Consider the following 22238-nt stretch of genomic DNA (forward strand, 5'->3'; position numbering starts at 1 on the left):
GGGCGGATGTGTGATGCGAACTCCGGTGGTCGTAGTAGCCGGTCAACTGCTGACTGACAGCCTCTGTGAGGTCTTGGTGCGAACCCCGGGAACGGTGGTGGTGACACACCACTTCGACGGGCAGGTCGTCGTCCGGTCGGTCAGTATCCTGCGAGACAATCAGGTGCACGTTTCGGAACGGCCGCTGGAACTGGCCAATTGCTGTGTCGGCTGCACCACGCGCGACGATCTGCTCATCTTGTTGCGCCGAATCCATCGCCGCGAGGACGTCGACCGAATCGTCGTTCATCTCGGGCCATGGCTGGAACCAGAGCCGGTGTGCTGGGCGATCAACAACGTCGTCGTCGAGGTCGGGCCGGGATACATCGAGGGTCCGGCCGGGCGTGACGTCCGCATCGATGCGGTGGTGAGCACCGTGGACACCACACAATGGCTCACACAGGCGCTCAGCGAAGAAGCGCTCGACGACGACCGGACCGTGGCACAGATCGCGGTCGGCCAGGCGGAATTCGCGGATCTATTGGTTCTCACCGAGTTTGATCGCCGGACCCTCGCGGTGCTGCGCCGGCTCGCCCCGCGGGCGCGGATGACGATCGATACCGAAAACCTCGAGACCGCGCTGGCGGGCCTGGGCTCCAACACCCGACGCGGACGAGACCACGACCCACACGAGCATCTGCTCGGCGGAGAGCCTCCCCTGAGCCGGGACGGCGACGTGGCGTTGGTCGAGTTCAGCGCCGATCGGCCGTTTCACCCACACCGGTTGCACGTCGCCATCGACGACCTCCTCGAGGGAGTGGTGCGAATCCGCGGGCGGCTATGGCTGGCCAGCCAGCCCGGCACCGTGGTGTGGATCGAATCCGCCGGCGGAGGACTGCGGGTCGGCCACGCCGGCGAGTGGCTGGCCGCGATGAGCCCCGCCGAGGTCGCTGATGCCGACCCCGAACGTGTTGCGCTTGCTGCCCCACTGTGGAATGAACGCTTCGCAGATCGCCACGTGGCACTGACCGTCCTGGTCTGCGGCGCCGATCCGGACGGCATCCGTGGAGTGCTCCACCGCGCCCTACTCACCGATGAGGAGTTGTCACAGCCGCAAGAATGGGCGGCCTACGACGATCCGTTCGGGGAGTGGCACGAGGACCCCTGCGAGGACTTCGACAAGGTTGATGACGGCGCCGCGCAGGAGCGGGATGCAGGAGGGCGATGAGATCGGCTGAGACCCGTCCCGTCTAGGCCAAACTCACCGAACGTTTCAACTTGCGCCGGATTGCCGGGCGCCGTACCGGCGGCGGAACTTCTCCACCTGCCCCGCGGAGTCCACGATCCGGCGACTACCCGTCCAGAACGGGTGGGAGTCGGCGCTGACCTCCACGACCACAAGGGGATACTCGCGCACCCCCTCCGGCGTCTCCCACTCGATCGTCTTGGTGCTCGCGATCGTGGACCTGGTGAGAAACGCCTTCCCCGTGTTGGCGTCTTGAAAGACGACCGGGTGATAGTCGGGGTGGATTCCGGGCTTCACGTGCGACCTCCGCATGCTGTTATTGATAATGATTATCGTTAAGTTCGAGGATCAGCGTACAGTCGACGGCGGTAATTGAAAACCATTCCCACTTGAGGGAGAGGGAGGTTCGACGCAGCGATGTACGCAACACCGGCAACGGGCGTCACCGCCCGCAGGAGTATCGATGTCGCCGTGGGAATCATCATGGGACTGCGCCGGTGCTCGGAAGACGAAGCCTTCCAGGAGATCGCTCGTGTCGTGCATCAGACGGGTGTGCCGTTGAAAGACACCGCGAACGCGTTGATCTTCCTGGCGAAGGCAAACGCCGCACCTCCCGCGCACCATGCCGAGGCCTCGCGGATCTGGGGCACTCGACTGGAGTTCCCCGCCCCATCCGACGGGTAACGCGCCTAATGTGGCGTGGTGCGAATGAAGTTCGGCCGGCCCGACCTGGACTCCTACTCCGCTCACTTCGACGTGCCCCCGGCGTCGCCGGCAAGCCCGCTCACGGTCGCCTGGGGTGGTGTCACCACGCTGCACATCGACGACGGCAGTTCTGCGCTGATGACCGACGGGTTCTTCTCCCGGCCAAGTCTTCTCACCGTAGCCACCCGAAAGCTGGCGTCGTCACACGAGCGAATCCGCGCCGGGCTGTCCCAGCTCGGGGTGAGCCGACTCGACGGCCTGGTTCCGGTGCACACCCACTTCGACCACGCAATGGATTCGGCCGTCGTCGCCCGACTGACCGGCGCCCGCCTGATCGGTGGTACCTCGACCGCCCAGATCGGGCGCGGACAGGGACTCGACGAAGTCAGCACTGTCGAGTCCGGGGAGCCGATCACCGTCGGGAACTACGACATCACGCTGATCGAGGGTGACCACTGTCCCCCCGACCGGTTCCCCGGAACGATCACCGCGCCCATCGTTCCCCCGGTGAAGGCCTCGGCATACCGCTGCGGCGAGGCGTGGTCGATGCTCGTGCACCACCGCCCCACCGGCCGGCGGCTGTTGATCGTCGGCAGCGCCGGGTTTCTTCCGGACGCGCTGACCGGCCACCGGGCCGAGGTGGCCTACCTGGGCGTCGGACAATTGGGGTTGCAGCCGCAGAGCTACCTGACCGAGTACTGGGCACAGACCGTGCGGATGGTCGGAGCCCGCCGCGTAGTGCTGATCCACTGGGACGACTTCTTCCGGCCTCTCGACCAACCGTTGCGCGCGTTGCCCTATGCCGCCGACGACCTGGACGTGTCGATGCGGATTCTGACCCGGCTCGCCGTCGACGACGGCGTGGCACTACACCTTCCCCCGCTGTGGCGACGCGGCGATCCGTGGAGTTGATTCTGGCGCTGGTCGCGCTCATCGCCGTGCTCGGGTTCGCGCTCGTGCGGCCGCACCGCTGGCCGGAGGCCGTTGTCGCGGTTCCTGCTGCCGCGTTGGTCCTGGGCGGCGGAGCGATCTCCTGGCAGGAGGCCGTGTCCGAGGTGGGCAGGTTGCTCCCGGTGGTGGGCTTCCTGGCAGCGGTGCTGGTACTGGCGCGGCTGTGCGACGACGAAGGCCTCTTCCAGGCGGCCGGCACGGCGATGGCGCGTGCCACATCGGGTAGTCAGAATCGGTTGCTCGCAGCGGTTTTCGCCATAGCTGCCGCGGTCACCGCGGTGCTCAGCCTGGATGCCACCGTGGTACTCCTGACGCCGGTGGTCCTCGCCACCGCGCGCACCCTGAGCGTCTCGCCCCGCCCACACGCGTATGCGACCGCGCACCTGGCCAACAGCGCCTCACTGCTGTTACCCGTCTCCAACCTGACCAACCTGCTGGCGTTCAGCGCCGCCGGACTGACTTTTCTGCACTTCGCCGCGGTGATGACACTGCCCTGGCTGGCCGCAGTTGCCGTGGAGTTCGTGCTCCTGCGTTGGCTTTTCGCCAAGGACTTGGCGGTGCGACCCCGAAGGGACACGGCCTGCACGCCGATCGAGATACCCGTCTTCGCCCTCGTGGTCCTCGGACTGACGCTCGTCGGTTTTGCGGTGACCTCCCTGGCCGGCTTGTCGCCCGCGTGGGCCGCGCTGGCCGGGGCGGTCGTGCTCGGGGTTCGCGGTCTCCAACGGGGGCACACCTCCGTCACGCGGATCGCCGCCGCCGCCGATGTGCCGTTCCTGGCCTTCGTGCTGTGCCTGGGCGTCGTCGTCGACGCAGCGATGAACAGCGGCATGGAATCGGCTATGCGACAGGTGATTCCCGACGGTACGGGTCTGCTCTCGCTGCTCGGGATCGCCGCCGTGGCCGCGGTGCTGTCCAACGTCGTCAACAACCTGCCCGCCGTGCTGGTTCTGCTGCCGCTGGTGACGGTGGCCGGCGCACCCGCGGTGCTCGCCGTGCTGATCGGGGTGAACATCGGGCCGAACCTGACCTATGTCGGCTCACTGGCCAACCTGTTGTGGCGGGCCGTGGTCCGGCGAGACCTGGGCGCCGGTTTCGGCGAGTTCAGCCGGATAGGCCTGTGCACCACCCCAGCGGTGCTGATCGCAGCGGTGCTGGGGTTATGGGCGGGGATACATCTGTTCGGGATCTGACCCCCAACCCCCACAATCCGCCCGTTCACCGCACCTGGCTTTCCAGGATGCGCGCATCCACCCCGCTGGTGAGCCGCTCGGCGGGGGTGCCGGCGTGCGCGCACGCCGCGATCACCGAGTCCGGCGACGCCGCGGCGAACAGACCGTAGACGACCTCGTCGGCGGGAGCGGCCAACACCGCTATCAACGTCGGCGCGGATCCTGAGTCGGTGGCGCTGGCGATGGCGCCTCCGGACAAGCCGGCCACGATTGCGTCGAGGTCGTGTGCGGTGAACTCGGGGCGATACCACTCCACCAGGTAGTAGCCGCACTCCTCAGTCCACACGGTGCAAACCGTAGGCGTGCCGAAGCCCCCACAAATCAGGGAATTCCCTCATGTTTTCGCTCCCGCCGGTCAACAATCGCGAGGGTCAACCCCCTCGGCCGAGGTCACACCGCCGCTGGCTAATCGGGGAACCCCTGCTCGACCCGATCGAACTGATACGCTCGTCATTCCCTCGATTCCTGGCAACCCAGGGAGGTTCCCACTGGTGGAGTCACGGTTGCCACGGCCGCGTGCTCCAGCGCAGCCGCCCCCGGCAGGCAACGCATCACCACTGCGCAACCAGACCACGGTGCGCCGACCCGTGGAAGCTCGCGCCATCGATGGGTTCTTGGCCGCAGCGGCCGTAGCCCCCGCGGCTCTGGTGATCGAGGGTGAGCCCGGCATCGGCAAGACCACGCTATGGCTGGCGGCGTTGTCGCAGGCAACCGAGTCGGGGTTCAAGGTGCTCTCGGCGCGCGGCGCGCAATCCGAGTCGGTTCTGGCCTATGCCGCCTTGGAGGACTTGCTCACCGACGTCGACCATGCGGTGCTCGCCGAACTGCCTGCGCCGCAACGTGGCGCGGTCGAGACGGTGCTGTTGCGCACCCAAGCGGACGGACGCGGCACCGACCAGCACGCGTTGTCTGCCGCGATGGTGTCGGCTCTGGACAACCTGACCGCGACGTCCCCGGTGTTGCTGGCCATCGACGACCTGCAATGGCTGGATCCCTCCAGCATGGCGGTGATCACCTTCGCCACGCGCCGCTTCACCGGACCGGTGGGGGTGCTCGTCACCGCGCGCAACGATGCCGCCGGCGTCGCCGCAAGCGCACGCGTGCAGTTGTCCCGTCCGGACGCAGTCGACCGGCTTCGGGTGCGGCCGCTGAGCCTCGGCGGAGTCGGCGCGTTGATCGCCGAACGGCTCAACCGCTCGTTCACGCGTCCGGGGCTGCGCCGAATTCACCAGTCCTCGGGCGGAAACCCTTTCTACGCACTGGAACTGGCCCGGGCGATCGACGCCGCCGCACCCACCTCGGGTGCGGCCAACCAGGTGCCGCTCCCGGCGACGCTGACCGAAGTGGTGCGGGCCCGCATCGGTAGCCTGCCCAGCGCTGTTCAAGACGCGCTCCTGGCGGTGGCCTGCGCGGGAACGCCCACCGTGGCCCTGGTCGCCCACGCCATCGGGACCGATGTCTCCCGGGCTGCCGAGCTACTGGAGGTTGCCGAAGTCGACGGTGTGATCAACATCGACGGCCAGCATCCGCGCTTCGCGCACCCGTTGTTCGCCCACGGCGTCTACACCGGCGCCGCAGCCGGCCGGCGCCGGGCGATTCATCGGCGGTTGGCCGAAAGCGTGAAAGAACCGGAGCTGGCGGCCAGACATTTGGCCCTGGGTTCCGTCCACGGTGATGCGGTTCTGTGGGAGTCCCTCGACGCGGCCGCCGCTTCGGCGCGCCGGCGTGGAGCCCCCGCAGCAGCGGCCGAGCTGCTCGAACTGTCCGTCGGACTCGGGGGCGGCACCATGACCCGACGTATCCGGATGGCGGGCTATCTGCTGCACGCCGGGGATGTCCGGCGGGCCAGGACCCTGCTCGACGAAGTCCTCGCCGAGCCGACCACGGGCAAGGCCCGCATCCAGGCGCTGCGACTGCTCGCCGAGGTGCGGATGGTCGACGACAGCTTCGGCGAGGCCGCCGACCTACTCAACCAAGCGCTTGCAGAAGCCGGCGACAACCCGGGCCTCCGCGCGCAGCTCGCGGTGAACCTGTCGTTCGCTCAAGGTAATGCCGGCGATCACGCCAGTGCGCTGCGCACCCTCGATGACGCAGTGGCCGACGCCGAGCATCTCGCCGACCCGCAGTTGCTCGCGCAAGCACTGGGAATACAGACCGTTCAGCGGTTCCTTCTCGGGCAAGGCGTCGACGAGGACGCACTCGCTCGGGCCGTCGAACTGGAAGATCCCGGCGCCGCGATGCCGCTGGCGCTGCGCCCCAGCACCAACAACGCGCTCCTGGCGCTGTGGACCGGACAGCTGGACCGCGCCCATGAGCTGATGGCCACACTTCGCAGGCGGTGCCTCGCCGGCGGCCGCGAAGTCGACCTCATCTACCTGGCCCTTCATCACGCGCAGTTGGAACTGTGGCGGGGCAACCCCTCCGAGGCCACGGCGATCACCGACGACGCCGTAGAACGGGCGTCCCAGCTGGGAGGTGATTTTCCGCTGTATGTGGCGCTGACCACCCGCGCTGCCCTGGCCGCATTCGCCGGCCGGGTCGACGATGCTCGCCGCGACGCCAGGGAGGCGCTCGCCGCCACCCGCCGTTTCGGCTCGGACGCGATCGACGTGTGGCCGGTGGCGATCCTCGCGTTTCTGGAGATCTCCGTGGCTGATCTTCCTGCCGCGGAGGCGATCGTCGCGCCGGTACTGGCACGACTGGACCAGACTCCGGAAGCCACCGAGATCAACGTCGCACCGTTTCTGCCCGATGCCATCGAGGCGCTCCTCGGGCTGGGGCGCCGCGCTGACGCGCAGGCCCTGATCGAGCGGCTGGAAAACAATGGCCGCCGCCTGGACCGGCCATGGATGCTCGCCCTCGGCGCCCGCGGCCGCGCCGCCCTGCTGGCTTTCGACAACAACATCGACGCCGCAATCAGCGCCGCAACTCAGGCGCTCAGAGAACACGACCGGCTGCCGATGCCGTTCGAGCGCGCTCGCACGCTGCTGCTTGTCGGTCAACTCCAGCGCCGGCAACGAAGGCGGGAAGCCGCGTCCTCCGCGCTGACCGAAGCACTGAACACGTTCGAGAAGCTGAACACACCGCTATGGGCGGCGCGCGCCCACGCCGAACTCGCCCGCACCAAGCCGAGCCGAAATCAGCCCGGCGACTTGACCGCCACCGAACAGCGCGTCGCGGAACTGGCCGCATCCGGGATGAACAACCGTGACATCGCCGCGGCGCTGTTCATCAGCCTCAAGACCGTCGAGGCCAATCTCACCCGCGTCTACCGCAAACTCGGCATCCGGTCCCGGGCGCAGATCGCCGCTCGCCTGCGCGGGCGCTTCTGACCGCCGGTTGCCCGGCGTCCGGCTATCCCCTGCGCTGCCGGGCGATCTCGGCGAGCACCACGCCGGCTGCGACCGATGCATTGAGCGACTCGGTCGGCCCGGCCATCGGAATCGACACGACGGCATCGCAGTTCTGGCGGACCAGTCGCGACAGACCCTTGCCCTCCGAGCCCACCACCACCACAACCGGTCCGTCGCCGACGATCTCGTCGATCGCGGTGTCGCCGTCTGCGTCGAGCCCGACGACCTGAAGGCCGGAGTCGGCCCACTGCTTGAGGGTGCGATTGAGGTTCGTCGCCCGGGCCACCGGCAGCCGCGCCGCGGCACCGGCGCTGGTGCGCCACGCCACTGCGGTCACCGACGCGGATCTGCGCTGCGGAATCAGCACCCCGTGCCCGCCGAACGCAGCCACCGAGCGGATGATCGCGCCGAGATTGCGCGGGTCGGAGATGTTGTCCAGCGCGACGAGAAGCGGTGGCGCCGCATCACGTTTCGACTCGGCGAGCAGGTCGTCGGGGTGCGCATAGTCATACGGTGGAACCTGCAGGGCCAGGCCCTGGTGCATGCCGTTGGCGGCGATCCGGTCCAGGTCGTGGCGCGGTACCTCGAGGATCGAGATCCCCTTATCGGCGGCGAGCTGCACAGCTTCGGTGAGCCGTTCGTCGGAGTCGGTGCCCAGTGCCACGTACAGCGCGGTCGCCGGGGCACCGGCGCGCAGACACTCCAGTACCGGGTTGCGGCCGAGCACGATCTCGGTGTCGTCGGTTTTCTTGTGCCTGCCCTGTTGCTTGCGTGCAGCCTGCGCAGCGCGCTTGCCGGCCGGGTGGTGGGGCCGCTGACTCGCCGGCGGTGTCGCGCCCTTGCCCTCCAGGCCACGACGCCGGACACCGCCGGAGCCGACCGTCGGCCCCTTTTTGGTGCCGGTTTTGCGTACCGCGCCGCGCCGCTGAGAGTTGCCTGCCATTACTTGTCCGACCCGTCCAATAGTGACCATTGAGGACCGTCGGCGGTGTCGGTGACCTCGATGCCTGCTTCCTTGAGCCGATCGCGGATCGCGTCGGCCTCCGCCCAGTCGCGACGTGCCCTGGCATCTTCACGTCGCCGCACCTCGGCGAGCACGAGCACGTCCACCGCCGCCAGCGCGGCCGACGTCTCGTCGCGAGACTCCCAGCGTTCGTCGAGCGGGTCGGCTCCGAGGATCCCCATCATCGCCCGGATCGACATCGCATGGGTAAGCGCCGTCTCGTGATCGCCTGCATCCAGTGCCCGGTTGCCCTCGGCTCTGGCCGCGTGCACCTCGGCGATCGCCGCGGGCACCGCGAGATCGTCATCGAGGGCCGCACCGAACCTGGGGGTCCACTCACCCGGCACCACCGCACCCACTCGACTGCGCACCCGGTGAAGGAAGTCCTCGATGCCGGTGTAGGCCCTGGCGGCGTCCTGTAGCGCGTTCTCGGAGAACTCCAGCATCGACCGATAATGCGCGCTGCCCAGGTAGTAGCGCAGCTCGGCAGCCCGAACCCGTTGCAGCACAGCGGGTATCGCCAACACGTTGCCCAGCGACTTGCTCATCTTCTCGCCGCCCATGGTGACCCAGCCGTTGTGCAGCCAGAAGTTGGCGAACCCGTTCCCGGCGGCCTCGGCCTGGGCGATCTCGTTCTCGTGGTGCGGGAACACCAGATCCATGCCGCCGGCGTGGATGTCGAACTCGGGACCGAGGTACGCCTCACACATCGCGACGCACTCGGTGTGCCAACCCGGCCTGCCACGCCCCCAGGGCGTCGGCCACGAGGGTTCCCCCGGTTTGGCGCCCTTCCACAACGTGAAGTCACGTTGGTCGCGCTTACCGGTCGCGACGCCTTCTCCCTGGTGGACGTCGTCGGGCTTGTGTCCGGAGAGCTTGCCGTATTCGGGCAACGTCGCGACGTCGAAGTACACGTCCCCGTCACCGGCATATGCGTGTCCCCGATCGATGAGCGCTTCGATCAGCTCGACCATCTGGGTGATGTGCCCGGTTGCTCGCGGCTCCGCCGACGGTGGGAGCACCCCCAGAGCGTCGTATGCCGCTGTGAACGCCCGCTCATAGGTCGCCGCCCATTCCCACCACGGCCGTCCCGCGTCGGCGGCTTTGTGGAGGATCTTGTCGTCGATGTCGGTGACGTTACGGATGAACGCCACGTCGAAGCCCTTGGCCGAGAGCCACCGGCGCAGCACGTCGAAGGCGACACCGCTGCGGACGTGGCCGATGTGGGGCAGTCCCTGCACGGTGGCGCCACACAGGTAGATCGAGACGTGACCGGGCCGCAGTGGCGCAAAATCGCGCACACCGCCAGACAAGGTGTCATAGAGCCGCATCCCAGATGCGGGGCGTTCGGTCACGACGGGCCAGCTTACCGGCCAGTTCAGGCCTGATCGTCATCGCCGACCACATCGGCTGTCAGGAGCGCGGTGGCGATCGCCGCCAGCCCCTCTCCCCGGCCGGTGAGACCGAGGCCGTCGGTGGTGGTCGCAGACACCGACACCGGCGCGTCGAGGAGTTCTGACAGCAGGCGCTGCGCCTCGGCGCGCCGCGGGCCGATCTTCGGGCGATTGCCGATGACCTGCACGGCGGCGTTCCCCACCCGGAATCCCGCGTCGGCCAACAGCGAACGCACATGCCGGAGCATGTCGGCGCCGCTGACTCCGCGCCATTCCGGACGCCCGGTGCCGAAGACGGCACCGATGTCACCCATGCCCGCCGCCGACAGCAGCGCGTCACAGAGGGCATGCGCGGCCACGTCGCCGTCCGAGTGTCCGGCGCAGCCGTCATCGTCGTCGAACAGCAGGCACAGCAGCCAGCACGGACGTCCGGCTTCGATGGGGTGTACGTCGGTGCCGAGCCCGACTCTCGGGGTCGACATCAGCGCCGTCAGGAGGCGGCGGCGAGTGCCTCGTCGAGAATTGTCGCGGCCTTCTCGTCATCGGTGTTCTCGGCGAGCGCCAGCTCACCGACCAGGATCTGCCGCGCCTTGGCCAGCATCCGCTTCTCGCCGGCCGACAGTCCGCGCTCCTGGTCCCGACGCCAGAGATCACGCACGACCTCCGCGACCTTGTTCACGTCCCCGGAGGCCAGCTTCTCGAGGTTGGCCTTGTAGCGACGTGACCAGTTGGTGGGCTCTTCGGTATGCGGGGCACGCAGCACCTGGAAGACCTTGTCCAGGCCCTCCTGTCCGACGACATCGCGCACGCCCACGTACTCGGCATTGTCAGCGGGTACCCGAACAGTGAGATCTCCCTGGGCGACCTTGAGGACGAGGTATTCCTTCTGTTCGCCCTTGATGGTCCGGGTTTCGATCGCCTCGATCAACGCAGCACCGTGGTGTGGATAGACGACGGTGTCTCCGACCTTAAAAATCATCAGTTTCGAGCCCCTTTCACCCCTCGATGTTAACACGGGCCGCCATCGGGTGCGGATCAACGATGCAGGTCAGGGGCCATCGTTGGGTAACACTAGGGGTTGACAGGCCAATGAATCCGTGCAAGGCCGGCCCTGCTGAACCGGGCGTTCGCGGTCGCCACCCGGCCGCCGGCAAGGCCTGGAATCGGCTGTCCGCGAGACGCATCGCCCCTGCGCTACCGCGCACATCCATGACCTACTACTCTGCATAGTCGAACCGCCGGAACCACCGTGGACCAGGCGTGCCACGTCGCCCAGCCGGCCGAGCAGGAGGCCCAAGTGAACCCCTTCAAACGGCGCACTCGTGCACCCGGGCGGACCGTCCCCGTCGCGCTCGCGACGTGCGGGCTGGCCGCGGCTGCTGCGTTGAGCGGCTGCAGTGCCGGTCAGGTCTCCCAGACCGCGACCCAGGAAGCGGCGATCAACGGCACCAGTGGCCTTGCGGGTGACATCGCCCTGCGCAACATCCACATGTACGCCGTCCAGACGACCGACTACATCGAGCCCGGCACCGACGTCGACCTGATCTTCGTCGCCGCCAACACCTCACCGGACGTCGGCGACGAGCTCGTCTCGATCACCACAGACGTCGGCGAGGTGACGCTGCAGGGCAACACCAGCGTGCCGGTCAACGGCGTTCTGGTTGTCGGGACCCCCGACGGTCAGCCCAGCCCCCTGGAGAGCGTCGAGCCCGCGGACACCGCCCAGGCCACCGTGGAGCTGTCCAAGCCGGTCACCAACGGCCTGACCTACGACTTCACCTTCACCTTCGAGAAAGCGGGGGAGACCACCGTCGCCGTCCCGATCTCGGCCGGTGAGGCGCCCCATCGCGACTCCGGCGAATCGGGTGGCGGCGAATCGGGTGGCGGCCATTCGGGCGGCGGTCACTAGACCGACCCGGCCGGACCGAGCTCATCGGTTCGAGACACGGCCGATAATCGGCGAGGTTATGTCGGTCCCTACGGTTACCGTCACGGCGTGGCCCGGGTCAATTCGAAAACGCGTTCGCAGTACCGCTGTTCGGAATGCCGGCACACCACCGCCAAGTGGGTGGGCCGCTGCCCTGAGTGCGGCACCTGGGGCACCGTCGACGAAGTCGCCCTGCTGACGGCTGCCGCGTCCGTCACCGCACGCGCGGTCGCCCCGTCCTCCCCTGCCGTTCCGATCAGCTCGATCGACCCCGGCACCACCCGGCACTTCCGCACCGGCGTCAGCGAACTGGACCGGGTTCTGGGCGGCGGCCTGGTACCCGGTTCGGTGACGCTGCTGGCGGGCGATCCGGGCGTCGGCAAGTCGACGCTGCTGCTCGAGGTGGTGCACCGCTGGGCTCAGACCGGGCGGCGCGCGCTGTACCTGTCCGGTGAGGAATCCGCCGGCCAGATCCGGTTGCGGGCCGAACGCACGGGCTGCACCCACGACGAGGTGTATCTCGCTGCGGAGTCGGATCTGCAGACTGCACTCGGTCACATCGACGCGGTGCAGCCCTCGCTCGTGGTGGTGGACTCGGTCCAGACGATGTCCACCGCCGAGGTCGACGGTGTCAGCGGCGGTGTCACCCAGGTCCGCGCGGTGACGACCGCGCTGACGATGACGGCGAAAACGACCGGCGTGGCCATCCTGCTCGTCGGGCACGTCACCAAGGAGGGCGCCATCGCCGGCCCCCGCTCCCTCGAGCACCTCGTCGACGTCGTGCTGCACTTCGAAGGTGACCGCTCGTCGTCACTGCGGATGGTGCGCGGCGTCAAGAACCGATTCGGCGCGGCCGATGAAGTCGGTTGTTTCCTGTTGCACGACAACGGAATCGAATGTGTCTCCGACCCCTCCGGCCTGTTCCTCGACCAGCGCCCCAAGGCGGTGTCGGGCACCGCGGTGACGGTCACGCTCGACGGCAAACGCCCGATGATCGGCGAGGTGCAGGCGCTGATCGGTTCGCCTGCGAGCGGCAGCCCGCGGCGTGCGGTCAGCGGTATCGACTCCTCGCGCGCCGCGATGATCACCGCGGTGCTGGAGAAACGGGCCGGGCTCCGCGTCGGGATGAACGACATCTACCTGTCCACGGTCGGCGGGATGCGGCTGACGGACTCGTCGTCGGACCTCGCGGTGGCGCTGGCGATCGCATCGGCATACGTGGACCTGGCGATGCCGACGACCGCGGTGGCCATCGGCGAGGTGGGCCTGGCCGGGGATCTACGGCGGGTCACCGGCATGGACCGCCGACTGGCCGAAGCCGCCCGGCTCGGGTTCACCTGTGCGGTGGTCCCCGCCGGTGTGACGTCCGCGCCGCCCGGGCTGCAGGTGGTCTCGGCCGACGACATCACCACGGCGTTGCAGGCGCTGCGACGGATCAGCAAGAATGACGCAAGCTGAAGTAGGTCCGGGGCAGAGCCGACGACCCAACCGTGGAGAAGACATGGCCGTGAAGTCGACGGGTCGGGCCACCCGCACCGTGGTGCCCTTGGCGCGCCCCACGCTGCGGGAGACGATCGCCCGGCTGGCGCCGGGAACAGCTCTGCGCGACGGCCTGGAGCGCATCCTGCGGGGTCGGACCGGCGCCCTGATCGTCATCGGCTACGACGACGGCGTCGAGACCATCTGCGACGGCGGCTTCTCCCTCGACGTCCGGTATGCCCCGACCCGGTTACGCGAGCTGTCGAAGATGGACGGCGCGGTGGTGCTGTCCAGCGACGGCAGCCGCATCCTGCGCGCCAATGTCCAGTTGGTTCCGGATCCGTCGATCCCCACCGAGGAATCCGGTACCCGGCACCGCTCCGCGGAGCGCACCGCGATCCAGACCGGTTACCCGGTGATCTCGGTGAGCCACTCGATGAGCATCGTCACCGTCTACGTCGCCGGCGAGCGCCACGTGGTGCCCGAGTCGGCCACCATCCTGTCGCGGGCCAATCAGACCATCGACACCCTGGAGCGCTACAAGACCCGCCTCGACGAGGTCAGCAGGCAGCTGTCCACCGCCGAGATCGAGGATTTCGTCACGCTGCGCGACGTGATGACGGTGGTGCAGCGGCTGGAGATGGTGCGCCGGATCAGCCTCGAGATCGACTCCGACGTCGTCGAGCTGGGCACCGACGGCAGGCAGCTCAAGCTGCAACTGGAGGAACTCGTCGGGGACAACGACACCGACCGTGAGCTGATCGTGCGCGACTACCACGCCAACCCGGATCCCCCGTCCACGACTCAGGTCAGCGCCACCCTCGAGGAGCTCGACAGCCTCTCGGACGGCGAGCTGCTCGACTTCACCACCCTGGCACGGGTTTTCGGGTATCCGTCGACCGCCGAAGCCCAGGACTCCGCGATGAGCTCACGCGGTTACCGCGCCATGGCGGGCATCTCCAGGCTGCAGTTCGCCCATGTCGACCTGCTGGTCCGCTCGTTCGGATCACTGCAGGGTCTGCTGGCGGCCAGCGCCAGCGACCTGCAATCGGTCGACGGGATCGGGTCGATGTGGGCCCGCCACATCCGAGAAGGCCTGTCAGCGCTGGCGGAATCCACGATCGCCGACCGGCTCGCCTGACCGCCGCATTCAGCCGACGGGACCCGGTATCGGCATGTGCTGCGCGCCGTCGGCGGTGCCCTGCCCGGGCGGGGCGGCCGAATCGGCGAGGACGAACGGCACGGGGGCCGAACGCAGGTTGCCCAACTGCACGACCAGGTTGTAGGTCCCCGGCCCGATGGGCTCGCGCGGCAGCGGGCAGTTCGGGGCGGAACTCATCCCGGTCCACGTCACCTCGGTGGTCACCTGCTCGCCCGGCTGGAAGGTCTTGATCAGCGTCTCGTTGGACGGTGCGCAGTCGAGGTTGGACCACAGGCGTTGATTGTCCAGCGAGTACACGTACGCGGCCAGCACGGCGGCGCCCACATCACGCTGGCAGGCGACCAGGCCGATGTTGGTGACGACCATGGTGAACTTCGGCTGGTCACCGACCACGTACTGCGGCACGTTGGTGATGCCCTTGACCGCGAGTGTGGAGTCGGGGCAGTCGTCACCCTCCTGCAGCAGCGGCGGTGGCACGACGGCGGCCGTCGGAGTGGGGGTGGGCGGCGGAGCGTCCTGAGCCGGCGGCTGGATCGGCGTTTTGACCTCGGGGTTCTCCCCGGGCAGCGGGGTGGGTGGAGCGGCCTCTGCCGACGCCGCGGACTCGTTCGCGGTGGGCTGTTCGGAGCTGGTGCTGTTCATCACGACCACCGCGACGATGGCGGCGATCACGCCGATGACGAGCACCGCGATGCCGAGCGCCAGCGCCCTGCGTCGCCAGTAGATCTGTTGAGGCAGGGGGCCATGCGGTTCTAGATCCAGCACCACATCACGGTAAGGGCACGTCAGGCCACCACGTTCGAGGTCGCTCGGCGTGTCGCGCCTCAGCCTTCGCCGATATCACCTATATGGTCGCGCAACACCACCTGCCCGTCGGCGAGCTGGTACGTCAGCCCGACGATGGCCAGATCGCCCCTCTGCACCGCCTCGGCAATCGCCGTCGACCTGCTGAGCAGTTGTTTGCCGGTTTCGGTGACGTGCCTGGCCTCGAACTCGTCCACCCGGGTCAGTCCGTCGCGGCGGCCGGACAGGATCGACGGAATGACCCGTTCCACCACGTCGCGGACATAGCCGCCCGGCACCTGTCCGTCATCGAGGGCTGTCAGCGTCGCTCCGACAGCGCCGCAGCTGTCATGGCCCAGCACCACGATCAGCGGGACGTTCAGGACGGTTACGGCGTACTCGATCGACCCGAGCACGGAGCTGTCGACGACGTGGCCGGCGGTACGTACCACGAACATGTCGCCCAGGCCCTGGTCGAAGATGATCTCGGCGGCCACCCGGCTGTCGGCGCATCCGAACACCACCGCGGTCGGCTTCTGGGCTCCGGCAAGGCTGGCCCGGTGCTCGATGCTCTGGCTGGGATGCTCGGCCTTGCCTGCGACGAACCGCTCGTTACCCTCCTTGAGTGCTTTCCAGGCGGTTAACGGACTCGAGTTGGGCATGGTCGTCATTCTGCCCGATTGGGCTTCCATGATCGATTCGGGTGAACTGCTCGACTGGTATGCACACGCCCAGCGCGACCTGCCATGGCGGCGTCCCGGAGTCTCGGCGTGGCAGATCCTGGTCAGCGAGTTCATGCTGCAGCAGACACCGGTCGCTCGGGTGGAGCCGATCTGGCTGGCGTGGGTGGCCCGCTGGCCCACCCCGTCGGCGACGGCGGCAGCCAGTGCCGCCGATGTCCTCCGGGCCTGGGGCAAGCTCGGTTACCCCCGGCGGGCCAAGCGACTACACGAATGCGCGACGGTGATCGCCACCGAGCACGGCGACGTCGTGCCCGAGGACGTCGACACACTGCTGGCGCTGCCCGGTGTCGGCACCTACACCGCGCGCGCGGTCGCCTGCTTCGCCTATCAGCGCCGGGTCCCCGTGGTCGACACGAACGTGAGGCGGGTGGTCGCGAGGGCCGTGCACGGCCGCGAGGACGCCGCGCCACCGTCGGCGCGTGACCTCGACGACGTCGCGGCCCTTCTGCCCGATGATGTGCGGGCACCGGCGTTCTCGGTTGCACTGATGGAACTCGGCGCCACGGTGTGCACGGCGCGCGCGCCACGCTGCGGGGTATGCCCGTTGAGTCGGTGCGCATGGCGGTCGAGAGGGTTCCCGGCCGGCACCGGCCCGCCCCGGCGGACGCAGCGATACGCAGGCACCGACCGCCAGGTACGCGGTCGACTGCTCGATGTGTTGCGCGGCAACGCTTTTCCTGTCACACGGGCGGAGCTCGACCTGGCGTGGACAACCGACACCGCCCAGCGGGACCGAGCACTGGACTCGCTGCTGGTCGACGGGTTGGTGGAGCAGACGGCAGATGGCCGGTTCGCGCTGTGCGGCGAGGGATGAGCCCGGGGGTTCAGCGCGGTCAGGCCGTAGCTGCGCTGTCCGAATCAGCGCAGGCGAAGCGCCGCCGGTAGTCCGAGGGCGTCACGCCGATGACACGCCGGAAGTGGTGGCGCAGCAGCGTCGCGTTACCGAACCCGGACTGTTCGGCGATGTGATCGATGTCCAGCGTGGACTCCTCGAGCAGCCGCCGGGCGAACAGCACCCGCTGGTCGGTCACCCACTGCATCGGGGTGCGGCCGGTCTCCTCGACGAACCGGCGCGCGAAGGTGCGGGCCGACATGTGCGCCCGCTTGGCGAGCGTGCCCACGGTGTGCGGTTTGTCCAGGTTGGTCAGAATCCAGTCCAGATGGGGGGCGAACCTCTCGGAGCAGCGCACCGGGATCGGTTGGTCGATGTACTGCCGCTGGCCGCCGTCGCGTTGCGGCGGCACCACCATCCTGCGCGCGATCTTGTTGGTGACCTCGCTTCCCAGTTCGCGACGCACCAGGTGCAGACACGCGTCGATGCCCGCTGCCGTTCCCGCGCTGGTGATCAGGTCACCGTCGTCGACGAACAGCACATTGCGGTCGACCTTGGCGGTCGGGTACATGGCCGCCAGTCGGTCGGCATGCATCCAGTGGGTGGTGCAGGGACGTCCGTCCAGCAATCCGGCCGCACCGGCGACGAACGCACCCGAACACACGGTCAGGATGATCGCCCCCGAGTCGGCCGCCCGGCGGACGGCATCCAGTGCGTCCGGCGAATAGCCGGACCCGCCGATGGCCGGTATGGCGACCAGGTCGGCGCCGATCAGGTCGTCGAGTCCGTGATCGGGGATGATGGTAGCCCCGACGGCGGTCCGCAGCGGCTTTGCCGGCTCCGGACCGCACACCTTGAAGTCGAAGTTGGGCACCCCGTCGGCCGATCGGTCGATGCCGAACACCTCGCAGATGACGCCGAACTCGAAGACCGCAAGGCCGTCGAGCACCAATGCGGAGACACTTCTCAACGCCATGGCAGCATCTTAGCCATCTGTGTCGCTTCTGCCACTGTTGGCATGATATTACCTGAGTGGACCATTACTGCCATGAGTAGCGCACTGACCTTTCTCAACCTCTTCGCCCCGTTCGCCCTCGTCGCAACGCTCGTCTGGGCGGCCCGCCGGTCCGGCACTCTGCGACTGCACCTCGACCAGTTCGATGTCGCGGCCCCGATGGGCGGCCGGCTCTTCCACGACGCCTCCGCCACTCGTCACGACCCCGACATCCGGGCCCGATTCGAGCAGCAGCCCATCTGGCCGAGTTCAGGCGTTACGGGCGAACGTCGATAGGAACGCTTCAACGGCGTCCCGGTATTTCCCGGGCGCGTCATCGTGGACGAGGTGACCCGCGTCGGGCACCTTCAGGAACGTCGTCCGGGCCCCCGATTCCGCCATTGCCTCCATCTGGCCGAGCGGGGTGACCGAGTTCCCGGCCTCCAGGAGCAGGGTCGGTGCCTCCACCGCACGCCATTGCGTCCAGTAGTCGCGGGTGCCCCACTCAGCGGCGATCTCGATCCACCTTTGCGGGTCTCCGTGCAGGCGCCAACCCGTATCGGTGCGGTCGAACGCCTCCAGGAAGTACCGCCCCGCGACCGGCCCGAACTCGTCGTACACCTGCTGGGCGGTGCTGAACTCCGCGGGCAACGCGTGTAGCCACGGCTCCCACGGCCCCGTCGTCCTGCCCCGGAAGTCCGGTGCCATGTCCTCGACGACCACGGCAGCGACCATTTCCGGTCGTGCTGCAGCCAGGCACCACGAGTGCAACGCTCCCATCGAATGCCCGATCATGATCGCCGGCCTGCAGAGGCCGGCGACCGCGTCGCCGAGGTCGGCGACGAACCGCTCGGTGGAGATCGGGAAACCGTCGTCCACCCCGCGGCCACGGTGCCACGGCGCGTCGTAGGTGAAGACCTCGCCGAACTGTGTCAGCCAGGGCAGCTGGCGCGACCACGTGGCGCCCCGGCCCATCAACCCGTGTACCAGCACCAGCGGAACCCCGGAGCCGCCGTGGTCGACCAGCAGTGGTGAGTCCATGTGCTCATCTTGCCCAGGGGTAGCGGTAACCTGACCGCATGCCCAGCCAGAACCCCGTGGTGAAGATCAACGCAATCGAGGTCCCGCCCGACGCCGGTCCGGAACTGGAGAAGCGGTTCGCCCACCGCGCCCACGCCGTGGACAACCAGCCCGGCTTCCTCGGCTTCCAGCTGCTGCGCCCCATCAAGGGCGAGGATCGCTACTTCGTGGTGACCCAGTGGGAGTCCGAAGAGGCGTTCCAGGCTTGGGCCACCGGCCCCGCCATCGAGGCGCATGCCGGTGAGCGCGCCAATCCGGTGGCCACCGGAGCATCATTGCTGGAGTTCGAAGTTGTACTCGACGTTGCGGGGACTGACGCCACGGCGTGAGGCAGTCCGGGGCCGACGGCGAGTGACCGAACTGACGGTCGCACTGCTCCTCGTCGCAGCCCTGGCCTGCGGATGTGCCACGTCGCGTCCGGCGCCCCTCGACGCCGCATACGGCGTGCCCATCCAGATCAACACCCCCCAGGGGCTGCGCGCCAAGCAGACAATGGACATGCTCAACAGCGACTGGCCGATCGGCGAGAACGGGGTGCGCACGCTGGCCGCACCCGAGGCCGTCGAGCACGTCGGCGTCACGCTGGACAGGATCTGGTGGGATCGGCCGTTCACCGTCACGAATGTCGACATCGGAGCCGGATCCGCCACCCTGAACGTGCTGACTTCTTACGGAGTGGCCCAGACCATCGAGCTGCACACCGACGACGCCGGGATGGTCGACCGCTTCTGGGTGTCGCTCGACCCACCGGTGATCGACGAGTGGACCGACATCGACGACGAGCTGACCAAGTCGGATGCGCGCTACTCATACCAGATCGCGAAGGTCACCGACGGCCGCTGCGACAAGGTGGCGGGCACAAACACCGACATGTCGCTGCCGCTCGCGTCGATCTTCAAGCTGTACGTGCTGCTCGCGGTCGCGGATGCGGTGAAGGCGGGCACCGTGGAATGGACCGACGAGCTGACGATCACCGAGGAGGCCAAGGCGGTCGGCTCCCCCGAGCTCGACGACCTGCCGCCCGGCTCGACGGTCACGGTGCGCGAGGCCTCCCAACAGATGATCTCGGCCAGTGACAACATGGCGACCGATCTGCTGATCGAGCGGCTGGGGCCCGGCGCCATCGAGCGTGCGCTCGTCGCCGCCGGACACCACGATCCCGCGAGCATGACGCCGTTTCCGACGATGCACGAACTGTTCTCCGTCGGCTGGGGCGAACCGGACCTCCGCGAGCAGTGGAAGCAGGCTTCGCCGCAGGGACGCGCGCAACTCCTACAGCAGACGAACGCCCGCCCGTACGAACCGGATCCCACCCGCACCCACACCCCGGCGTCGGGTATCGGCGCCGAATGGTACGGCAGCGCCGCCGACATCTGCCGACTTCACGTGGCTCTGCAGGAAGGGGCAGTCGGTGCGGCGGCCCCGGTCAAGGACATCCTGTCAGCGGTCCGCGGAATCGACCTGGACCGCGAGGAGTGGCCGTACGTCGGAGCCAAGGCGGGCAACCTGCCGGGTGATCTGACGTTCAGTTGGTACGCCGTCGATCACACCGGACAGCCCTGGGTGGTCAGCCTGCAGGCGAACTGGCCGGAATTCCGCAGTCAGACCGCGGCGGGATGGCTGATGTCGATCGTGACGCAGGCGTTCGAACTGATCCCGAACGGCTGACTCAGCGGTTCGACCGGAGTGTCCACGCGTGCCCCCGGAAGTGCATCACCGTCCGGCTGACCGGTGCGATGTCGATCCGCCAGAACGACTTCGGCGGCGCGTCCAGTACGACCAGGATCGCCGCACGGATCACCGCGGGGTGAGTGACGGCGAGGATCCGGCCCCGCTGCACAGCCAGCGAATCCATCCAGCCGGCGACCCGCTCGATCAGTTCGACCACCGACTCACCGCCGTGCGGCGCCCGGGCCGGATCGGTCAGCCAGATCGCCAACTCGGCCGGCTGCACCCTGCCCAGCACATCGCCACGCCAGCGGCCACAGTCGAGATCGGACAGCTTCGGCTCGATCGTGGCCGCAACCCCGAGCAGTTCCGCGGTCTGCCGGGTGCGCTGCTCCGGTGCGCAGTACGCCTGCTCGACTGTCCCGAGCTCGGTGCCGGGGCCGACCTGGCGCCTACCGGCGACCGACAGCGTCTCGTCGGTGGGAAATCGTCCGGCTGCCATCGCGTCTGTCATGGCGTGCGACAGCAACGTCAGCCGGACGACCTCGCTCACACGTCAGACTCGCCGGGCAAGCTCACACGGCCACTGTCTGCTTGCGCTCACCCAGCAACCGCGACACCAGCGCGGCGAACACCAACCCGATGGTCACGTACATGACGACCTGGGTGCCCAGTGAGTACAGCCGGAACTCGTAGAGCACGTCGGCCGGGAACCCCTCGTAGACGATGGCGCCGGTGTCGTCGGTCAGCGGCCCCGGGGTCTCGTCGATCGTCGGCAGCACCAACATCACCACCGCGATCGCCGCGACGTAGGCACCCGCCGCAGTCAGTCCGGCGTTCCAGCCGCCCAGCCGCGAGACCAGCCGGCGGCCCAGATACACGGCGCCGGCCAGCAGCGCTGCCGACAGAACGACCATCAGCAGGTACAGCAGGGTGCGCTGCTGGATCGTCTCGTCCTGGCTCAATGCCGGTGGACTGGCCGGATACTTCAGCCCCGGAACGACATAGAGGCTGAGCAACATCGCCCCGGCGACATACACCGACAGCAGCCGGGCCGAGATGTTGCCCACCCGGCCGTAGACGACGGCGAACACGACGGCGAACAATGCACCGATCGCGACGCTGAACGCCAGCAGGCCCAGGCCCAGGCCGACGTTCATCTGAATGGCACGGGTGATCCCGCCGCCTGCTTCGCCGTGGCTGTGGCTGTGGCCGTGTTCAGCGCCGTGCTGGATGGCCTCGCGCGCGGCCCCGACGCCCTCTTCGTAACCGATGGCCAGGCCGATCTGTGGCTCGACGAAGACGCGGGCGAACAGGAACGCAAGCACGCCGGCGGCGGCGCCGGCCAGCAGGCCGCGCCAGATGATCTGCTTCTCCATTTGTCTCGACTCCTACCTTGCCGCGTGTCAGTGGCAGGGGAAGCCGAGCAGGTGCCGTGCGTCGTGCACGAACTCGTGAATGTAGGTGCTGTTACCGAGCACCGACGTCGCGCCCTGGTCCATGCCCACGAAGTAGAGCACCACCAGCGCCAGGAACGCCGTCAGCGACAACCACGCCGCCGCCTTGGTTCCCGACAGATCGATCGCGCCTGCCCTGCTGGTCACGTCTGGAGAAGTCATCTGGATTCCTTTCCGGGATTTCGCGTCCCAGTGAGAGATGCGATGAACATCGGGTCTGACTGTCACAGTGGCGCGACCGTTCTGGGCT

At 68.2% G+C, this 22238-nt stretch carries 25 protein-coding genes; 12 read left to right on the forward strand and 13 right to left on the reverse strand.

The annotated features are described in order from the left end of the window. Window positions 1-13: 13 nt before the first annotated feature. Window positions 14-1207: a ribosome hibernation factor-recruiting GTPase MRF gene (mrf, locus tag BEMPMBAN_RS01515; protein ID WP_159228651.1), complete on the forward strand. Its 1194-nt coding sequence runs from the start codon at window positions 14-16 to the stop codon at window positions 1205-1207. Window positions 1208-1252: 45 nt separating this feature from the next. Here the strand turns inward: mrf and BEMPMBAN_RS01520 are convergent, their stop codons facing one another. Continuing rightward, window positions 1253-1522 carry a type B 50S ribosomal protein L31 gene (locus BEMPMBAN_RS01520; protein WP_159228652.1) on the reverse strand — a complete coding sequence of 90 codons (270 nt, stop codon included), beginning with the start codon at window positions 1520-1522 and terminating at the stop codon, window positions 1253-1255. 120 nt (window positions 1523-1642) lie between these two features. On the opposite strand from BEMPMBAN_RS01520, the gene BEMPMBAN_RS01525 reads away from it, so the two are divergent. Genes BEMPMBAN_RS01525 through BEMPMBAN_RS01535 form a run of 3 tightly spaced genes read left to right on the forward strand, consistent with a single transcriptional unit; the run spans window position 1643 to window position 4074 of the window. Further along, the gene (locus tag BEMPMBAN_RS01525) at window positions 1643-1909 is read left to right on the forward strand and encodes an ANTAR domain-containing protein (protein WP_159228653.1); all 267 of its coding nucleotides are present in this window, start codon (window positions 1643-1645) and stop codon (window positions 1907-1909) included. Between the two features lie 18 nt (window positions 1910-1927). Then, window positions 1928-2842: an MBL fold metallo-hydrolase gene (locus tag BEMPMBAN_RS01530; RefSeq protein WP_159228654.1), complete on the forward strand. Its 915-nt coding sequence runs from the start codon at window positions 1928-1930 to the stop codon at window positions 2840-2842. Then, a complete protein-coding gene (locus BEMPMBAN_RS01535) occupies window positions 2833-4074 on the forward strand; it encodes an SLC13 family permease (protein ID WP_159228655.1) in 1242 nt (413 codons plus the stop codon). The genes BEMPMBAN_RS01530 and BEMPMBAN_RS01535 overlap by 10 nt, the downstream gene beginning before the upstream one ends. Window positions 4075-4099: 25 nt before the next feature. On the opposite strand, the gene BEMPMBAN_RS01540 is transcribed toward BEMPMBAN_RS01535, so the two are convergent. After that, window positions 4100-4399 carry a hypothetical protein gene (locus tag BEMPMBAN_RS01540; RefSeq protein WP_159228656.1) on the reverse strand — a complete coding sequence of 100 codons (300 nt, stop codon included), beginning with the start codon at window positions 4397-4399 and terminating at the stop codon, window positions 4100-4102. A 301-nt stretch (window positions 4400-4700) separates the two neighbouring features. On the opposite strand from BEMPMBAN_RS01540, the gene BEMPMBAN_RS01545 reads away from it, so the two are divergent. Then, window positions 4701-7445 carry a helix-turn-helix transcriptional regulator gene (locus BEMPMBAN_RS01545; RefSeq protein ID WP_234897250.1) on the forward strand — a complete coding sequence of 915 codons (2745 nt, stop codon included), beginning with the start codon at window positions 4701-4703 and terminating at the stop codon, window positions 7443-7445. Window positions 7446-7467: 22 nt separating this feature from the next. Here the strand turns inward: BEMPMBAN_RS01545 and rlmB are convergent, their stop codons facing one another. From rlmB to carD, 4 genes are read right to left on the reverse strand one after another with little or no spacing between them, the layout of a single operon-like run. Next, a complete protein-coding gene (rlmB, locus tag BEMPMBAN_RS01550) occupies window positions 7468-8409 on the reverse strand; it encodes a 23S rRNA (guanosine(2251)-2'-O)-methyltransferase RlmB (RefSeq protein ID WP_159228657.1) in 942 nt (313 codons plus the stop codon). Continuing rightward, the gene (gene cysS, locus BEMPMBAN_RS01555) at window positions 8409-9800 is read right to left on the reverse strand and encodes a cysteine--tRNA ligase (protein WP_159228813.1); all 1392 of its coding nucleotides are present in this window, start codon (window positions 9798-9800) and stop codon (window positions 8409-8411) included. The genes rlmB and cysS overlap by 1 nt, the downstream gene beginning before the upstream one ends. 47 nt (window positions 9801-9847) lie before the next feature. After that, window positions 9848-10345: a 2-C-methyl-D-erythritol 2,4-cyclodiphosphate synthase gene (ispF, locus tag BEMPMBAN_RS01560; protein WP_159228658.1), complete on the reverse strand. Its 498-nt coding sequence runs from the start codon at window positions 10343-10345 to the stop codon at window positions 9848-9850. Between the two features lie 8 nt (window positions 10346-10353). Then, on the reverse strand, window positions 10354-10842 hold the full coding sequence (gene carD, locus BEMPMBAN_RS01565) for an RNA polymerase-binding transcription factor CarD (RefSeq protein ID WP_043412998.1): 489 nt from the start codon (window positions 10840-10842) through the stop codon (window positions 10354-10356). Window positions 10843-11160: 318 nt separating this feature from the next. On the opposite strand from carD, the gene BEMPMBAN_RS01570 reads away from it, so the two are divergent. From BEMPMBAN_RS01570 to disA, 3 genes are all read left to right on the forward strand, one after another. Further along, complete coding sequence (locus BEMPMBAN_RS01570; RefSeq protein WP_159228659.1) at window positions 11161-11772, forward strand: copper chaperone PCu(A)C domain-containing protein; 612 nt, start codon at window positions 11161-11163, stop codon at window positions 11770-11772. An 87-nt stretch (window positions 11773-11859) separates the two neighbouring features. Continuing rightward, window positions 11860-13248 (forward strand): DNA repair protein RadA, encoded by a 1389-nt coding sequence (gene radA / locus BEMPMBAN_RS01575; protein WP_159228660.1) that lies wholly within the window; start codon window positions 11860-11862, stop codon window positions 13246-13248. 43 nt (window positions 13249-13291) lie between these two features. Continuing rightward, window positions 13292-14410: a DNA integrity scanning diadenylate cyclase DisA gene (gene disA / locus BEMPMBAN_RS01580; RefSeq protein WP_159228661.1), complete on the forward strand. Its 1119-nt coding sequence runs from the start codon at window positions 13292-13294 to the stop codon at window positions 14408-14410. 9 nt (window positions 14411-14419) lie between these two features. Here the strand turns inward: disA and BEMPMBAN_RS01585 are convergent, their stop codons facing one another. Together BEMPMBAN_RS01585 and BEMPMBAN_RS01590 are read right to left on the reverse strand one after the other, a co-directional pair. After that, window positions 14420-15196, reverse strand: coding sequence for a hypothetical protein (locus BEMPMBAN_RS01585; protein WP_200845828.1), 777 nt, complete (start codon window positions 15194-15196; stop codon window positions 14420-14422). 59 nt (window positions 15197-15255) lie between these two features. Then, the gene (locus BEMPMBAN_RS01590; protein WP_159228662.1) at window positions 15256-15876 is read right to left on the reverse strand and encodes a carbonic anhydrase; all 621 of its coding nucleotides are present in this window, start codon (window positions 15874-15876) and stop codon (window positions 15256-15258) included. A gap of 28 nt (window positions 15877-15904) precedes the next feature. Between BEMPMBAN_RS01590 and BEMPMBAN_RS01595 the strand changes: the two genes are divergently transcribed. After that, window positions 15905-16771, forward strand: coding sequence for an iron-sulfur binding domain-containing protein (locus BEMPMBAN_RS01595; RefSeq protein WP_159228815.1), 867 nt, complete (start codon window positions 15905-15907; stop codon window positions 16769-16771). Window positions 16772-16790: 19 nt separating this feature from the next. Here the strand turns inward: BEMPMBAN_RS01595 and BEMPMBAN_RS01600 are convergent, their stop codons facing one another. After that, complete coding sequence (locus BEMPMBAN_RS01600; protein ID WP_159228663.1) at window positions 16791-17765, reverse strand: helix-turn-helix domain-containing protein; 975 nt, start codon at window positions 17763-17765, stop codon at window positions 16791-16793. 72 nt (window positions 17766-17837) lie between these two features. Here BEMPMBAN_RS01600 and BEMPMBAN_RS01605 point away from each other — a divergent pair, with 72 nt between their 5' ends. After that, complete coding sequence (locus BEMPMBAN_RS01605; RefSeq protein ID WP_159228664.1) at window positions 17838-18080, forward strand: hypothetical protein; 243 nt, start codon at window positions 17838-17840, stop codon at window positions 18078-18080. Here BEMPMBAN_RS01605 and BEMPMBAN_RS01610 read toward each other — a convergent pair. Then, the gene (locus tag BEMPMBAN_RS01610; protein ID WP_159228665.1) at window positions 18054-18824 is read right to left on the reverse strand and encodes an alpha/beta fold hydrolase; all 771 of its coding nucleotides are present in this window, start codon (window positions 18822-18824) and stop codon (window positions 18054-18056) included. The two genes, BEMPMBAN_RS01605 and BEMPMBAN_RS01610, sit on opposite strands and share 27 nt — an antisense overlap. A 38-nt stretch (window positions 18825-18862) precedes the next feature. On the opposite strand from BEMPMBAN_RS01610, the gene mhuD reads away from it, so the two are divergent. Together mhuD and BEMPMBAN_RS01620 are read left to right on the forward strand one after the other, a co-directional pair. Then, window positions 18863-19192: a mycobilin-forming heme oxygenase MhuD gene (gene mhuD / locus BEMPMBAN_RS01615; protein WP_159228666.1), complete on the forward strand. Its 330-nt coding sequence runs from the start codon at window positions 18863-18865 to the stop codon at window positions 19190-19192. Beyond that, window positions 19167-20531, forward strand: coding sequence for a serine hydrolase (locus tag BEMPMBAN_RS01620; RefSeq protein ID WP_200845841.1), 1365 nt, complete (start codon window positions 19167-19169; stop codon window positions 20529-20531). Before mhuD ends, BEMPMBAN_RS01620 begins: the two co-directional genes overlap by 26 nt. A gap of 1 nt (window position 20532) precedes the next feature. Here BEMPMBAN_RS01620 and BEMPMBAN_RS01625 read toward each other — a convergent pair whose 3' ends face one another. Genes BEMPMBAN_RS01625 through BEMPMBAN_RS01635 form a run of 3 tightly spaced genes read right to left on the reverse strand, consistent with a single transcriptional unit; the run spans window position 20533 to window position 22150 of the window. After that, window positions 20533-21084 (reverse strand): histidine phosphatase family protein, encoded by a 552-nt coding sequence (locus tag BEMPMBAN_RS01625; RefSeq protein WP_159228668.1) that lies wholly within the window; start codon window positions 21082-21084, stop codon window positions 20533-20535. Window positions 21085-21106: 22 nt separating this feature from the next. After that, window positions 21107-21910, reverse strand: coding sequence for a CbtA family protein (locus tag BEMPMBAN_RS01630; protein ID WP_159228669.1), 804 nt, complete (start codon window positions 21908-21910; stop codon window positions 21107-21109). 27 nt (window positions 21911-21937) lie between these two features. After that, on the reverse strand, window positions 21938-22150 hold the full coding sequence (locus BEMPMBAN_RS01635) for a CbtB domain-containing protein (protein WP_159228670.1): 213 nt from the start codon (window positions 22148-22150) through the stop codon (window positions 21938-21940). Window positions 22151-22238: the final 88 nt, after the last annotated feature.

It is taken from the genome of Mycolicibacterium austroafricanum, from assembly GCF_902705885.1.
In the GTDB taxonomy this organism is placed as follows: Bacteria; Actinomycetota; Actinomycetes; order Mycobacteriales; family Mycobacteriaceae; genus Mycobacterium; species Mycobacterium vanbaalenii_A.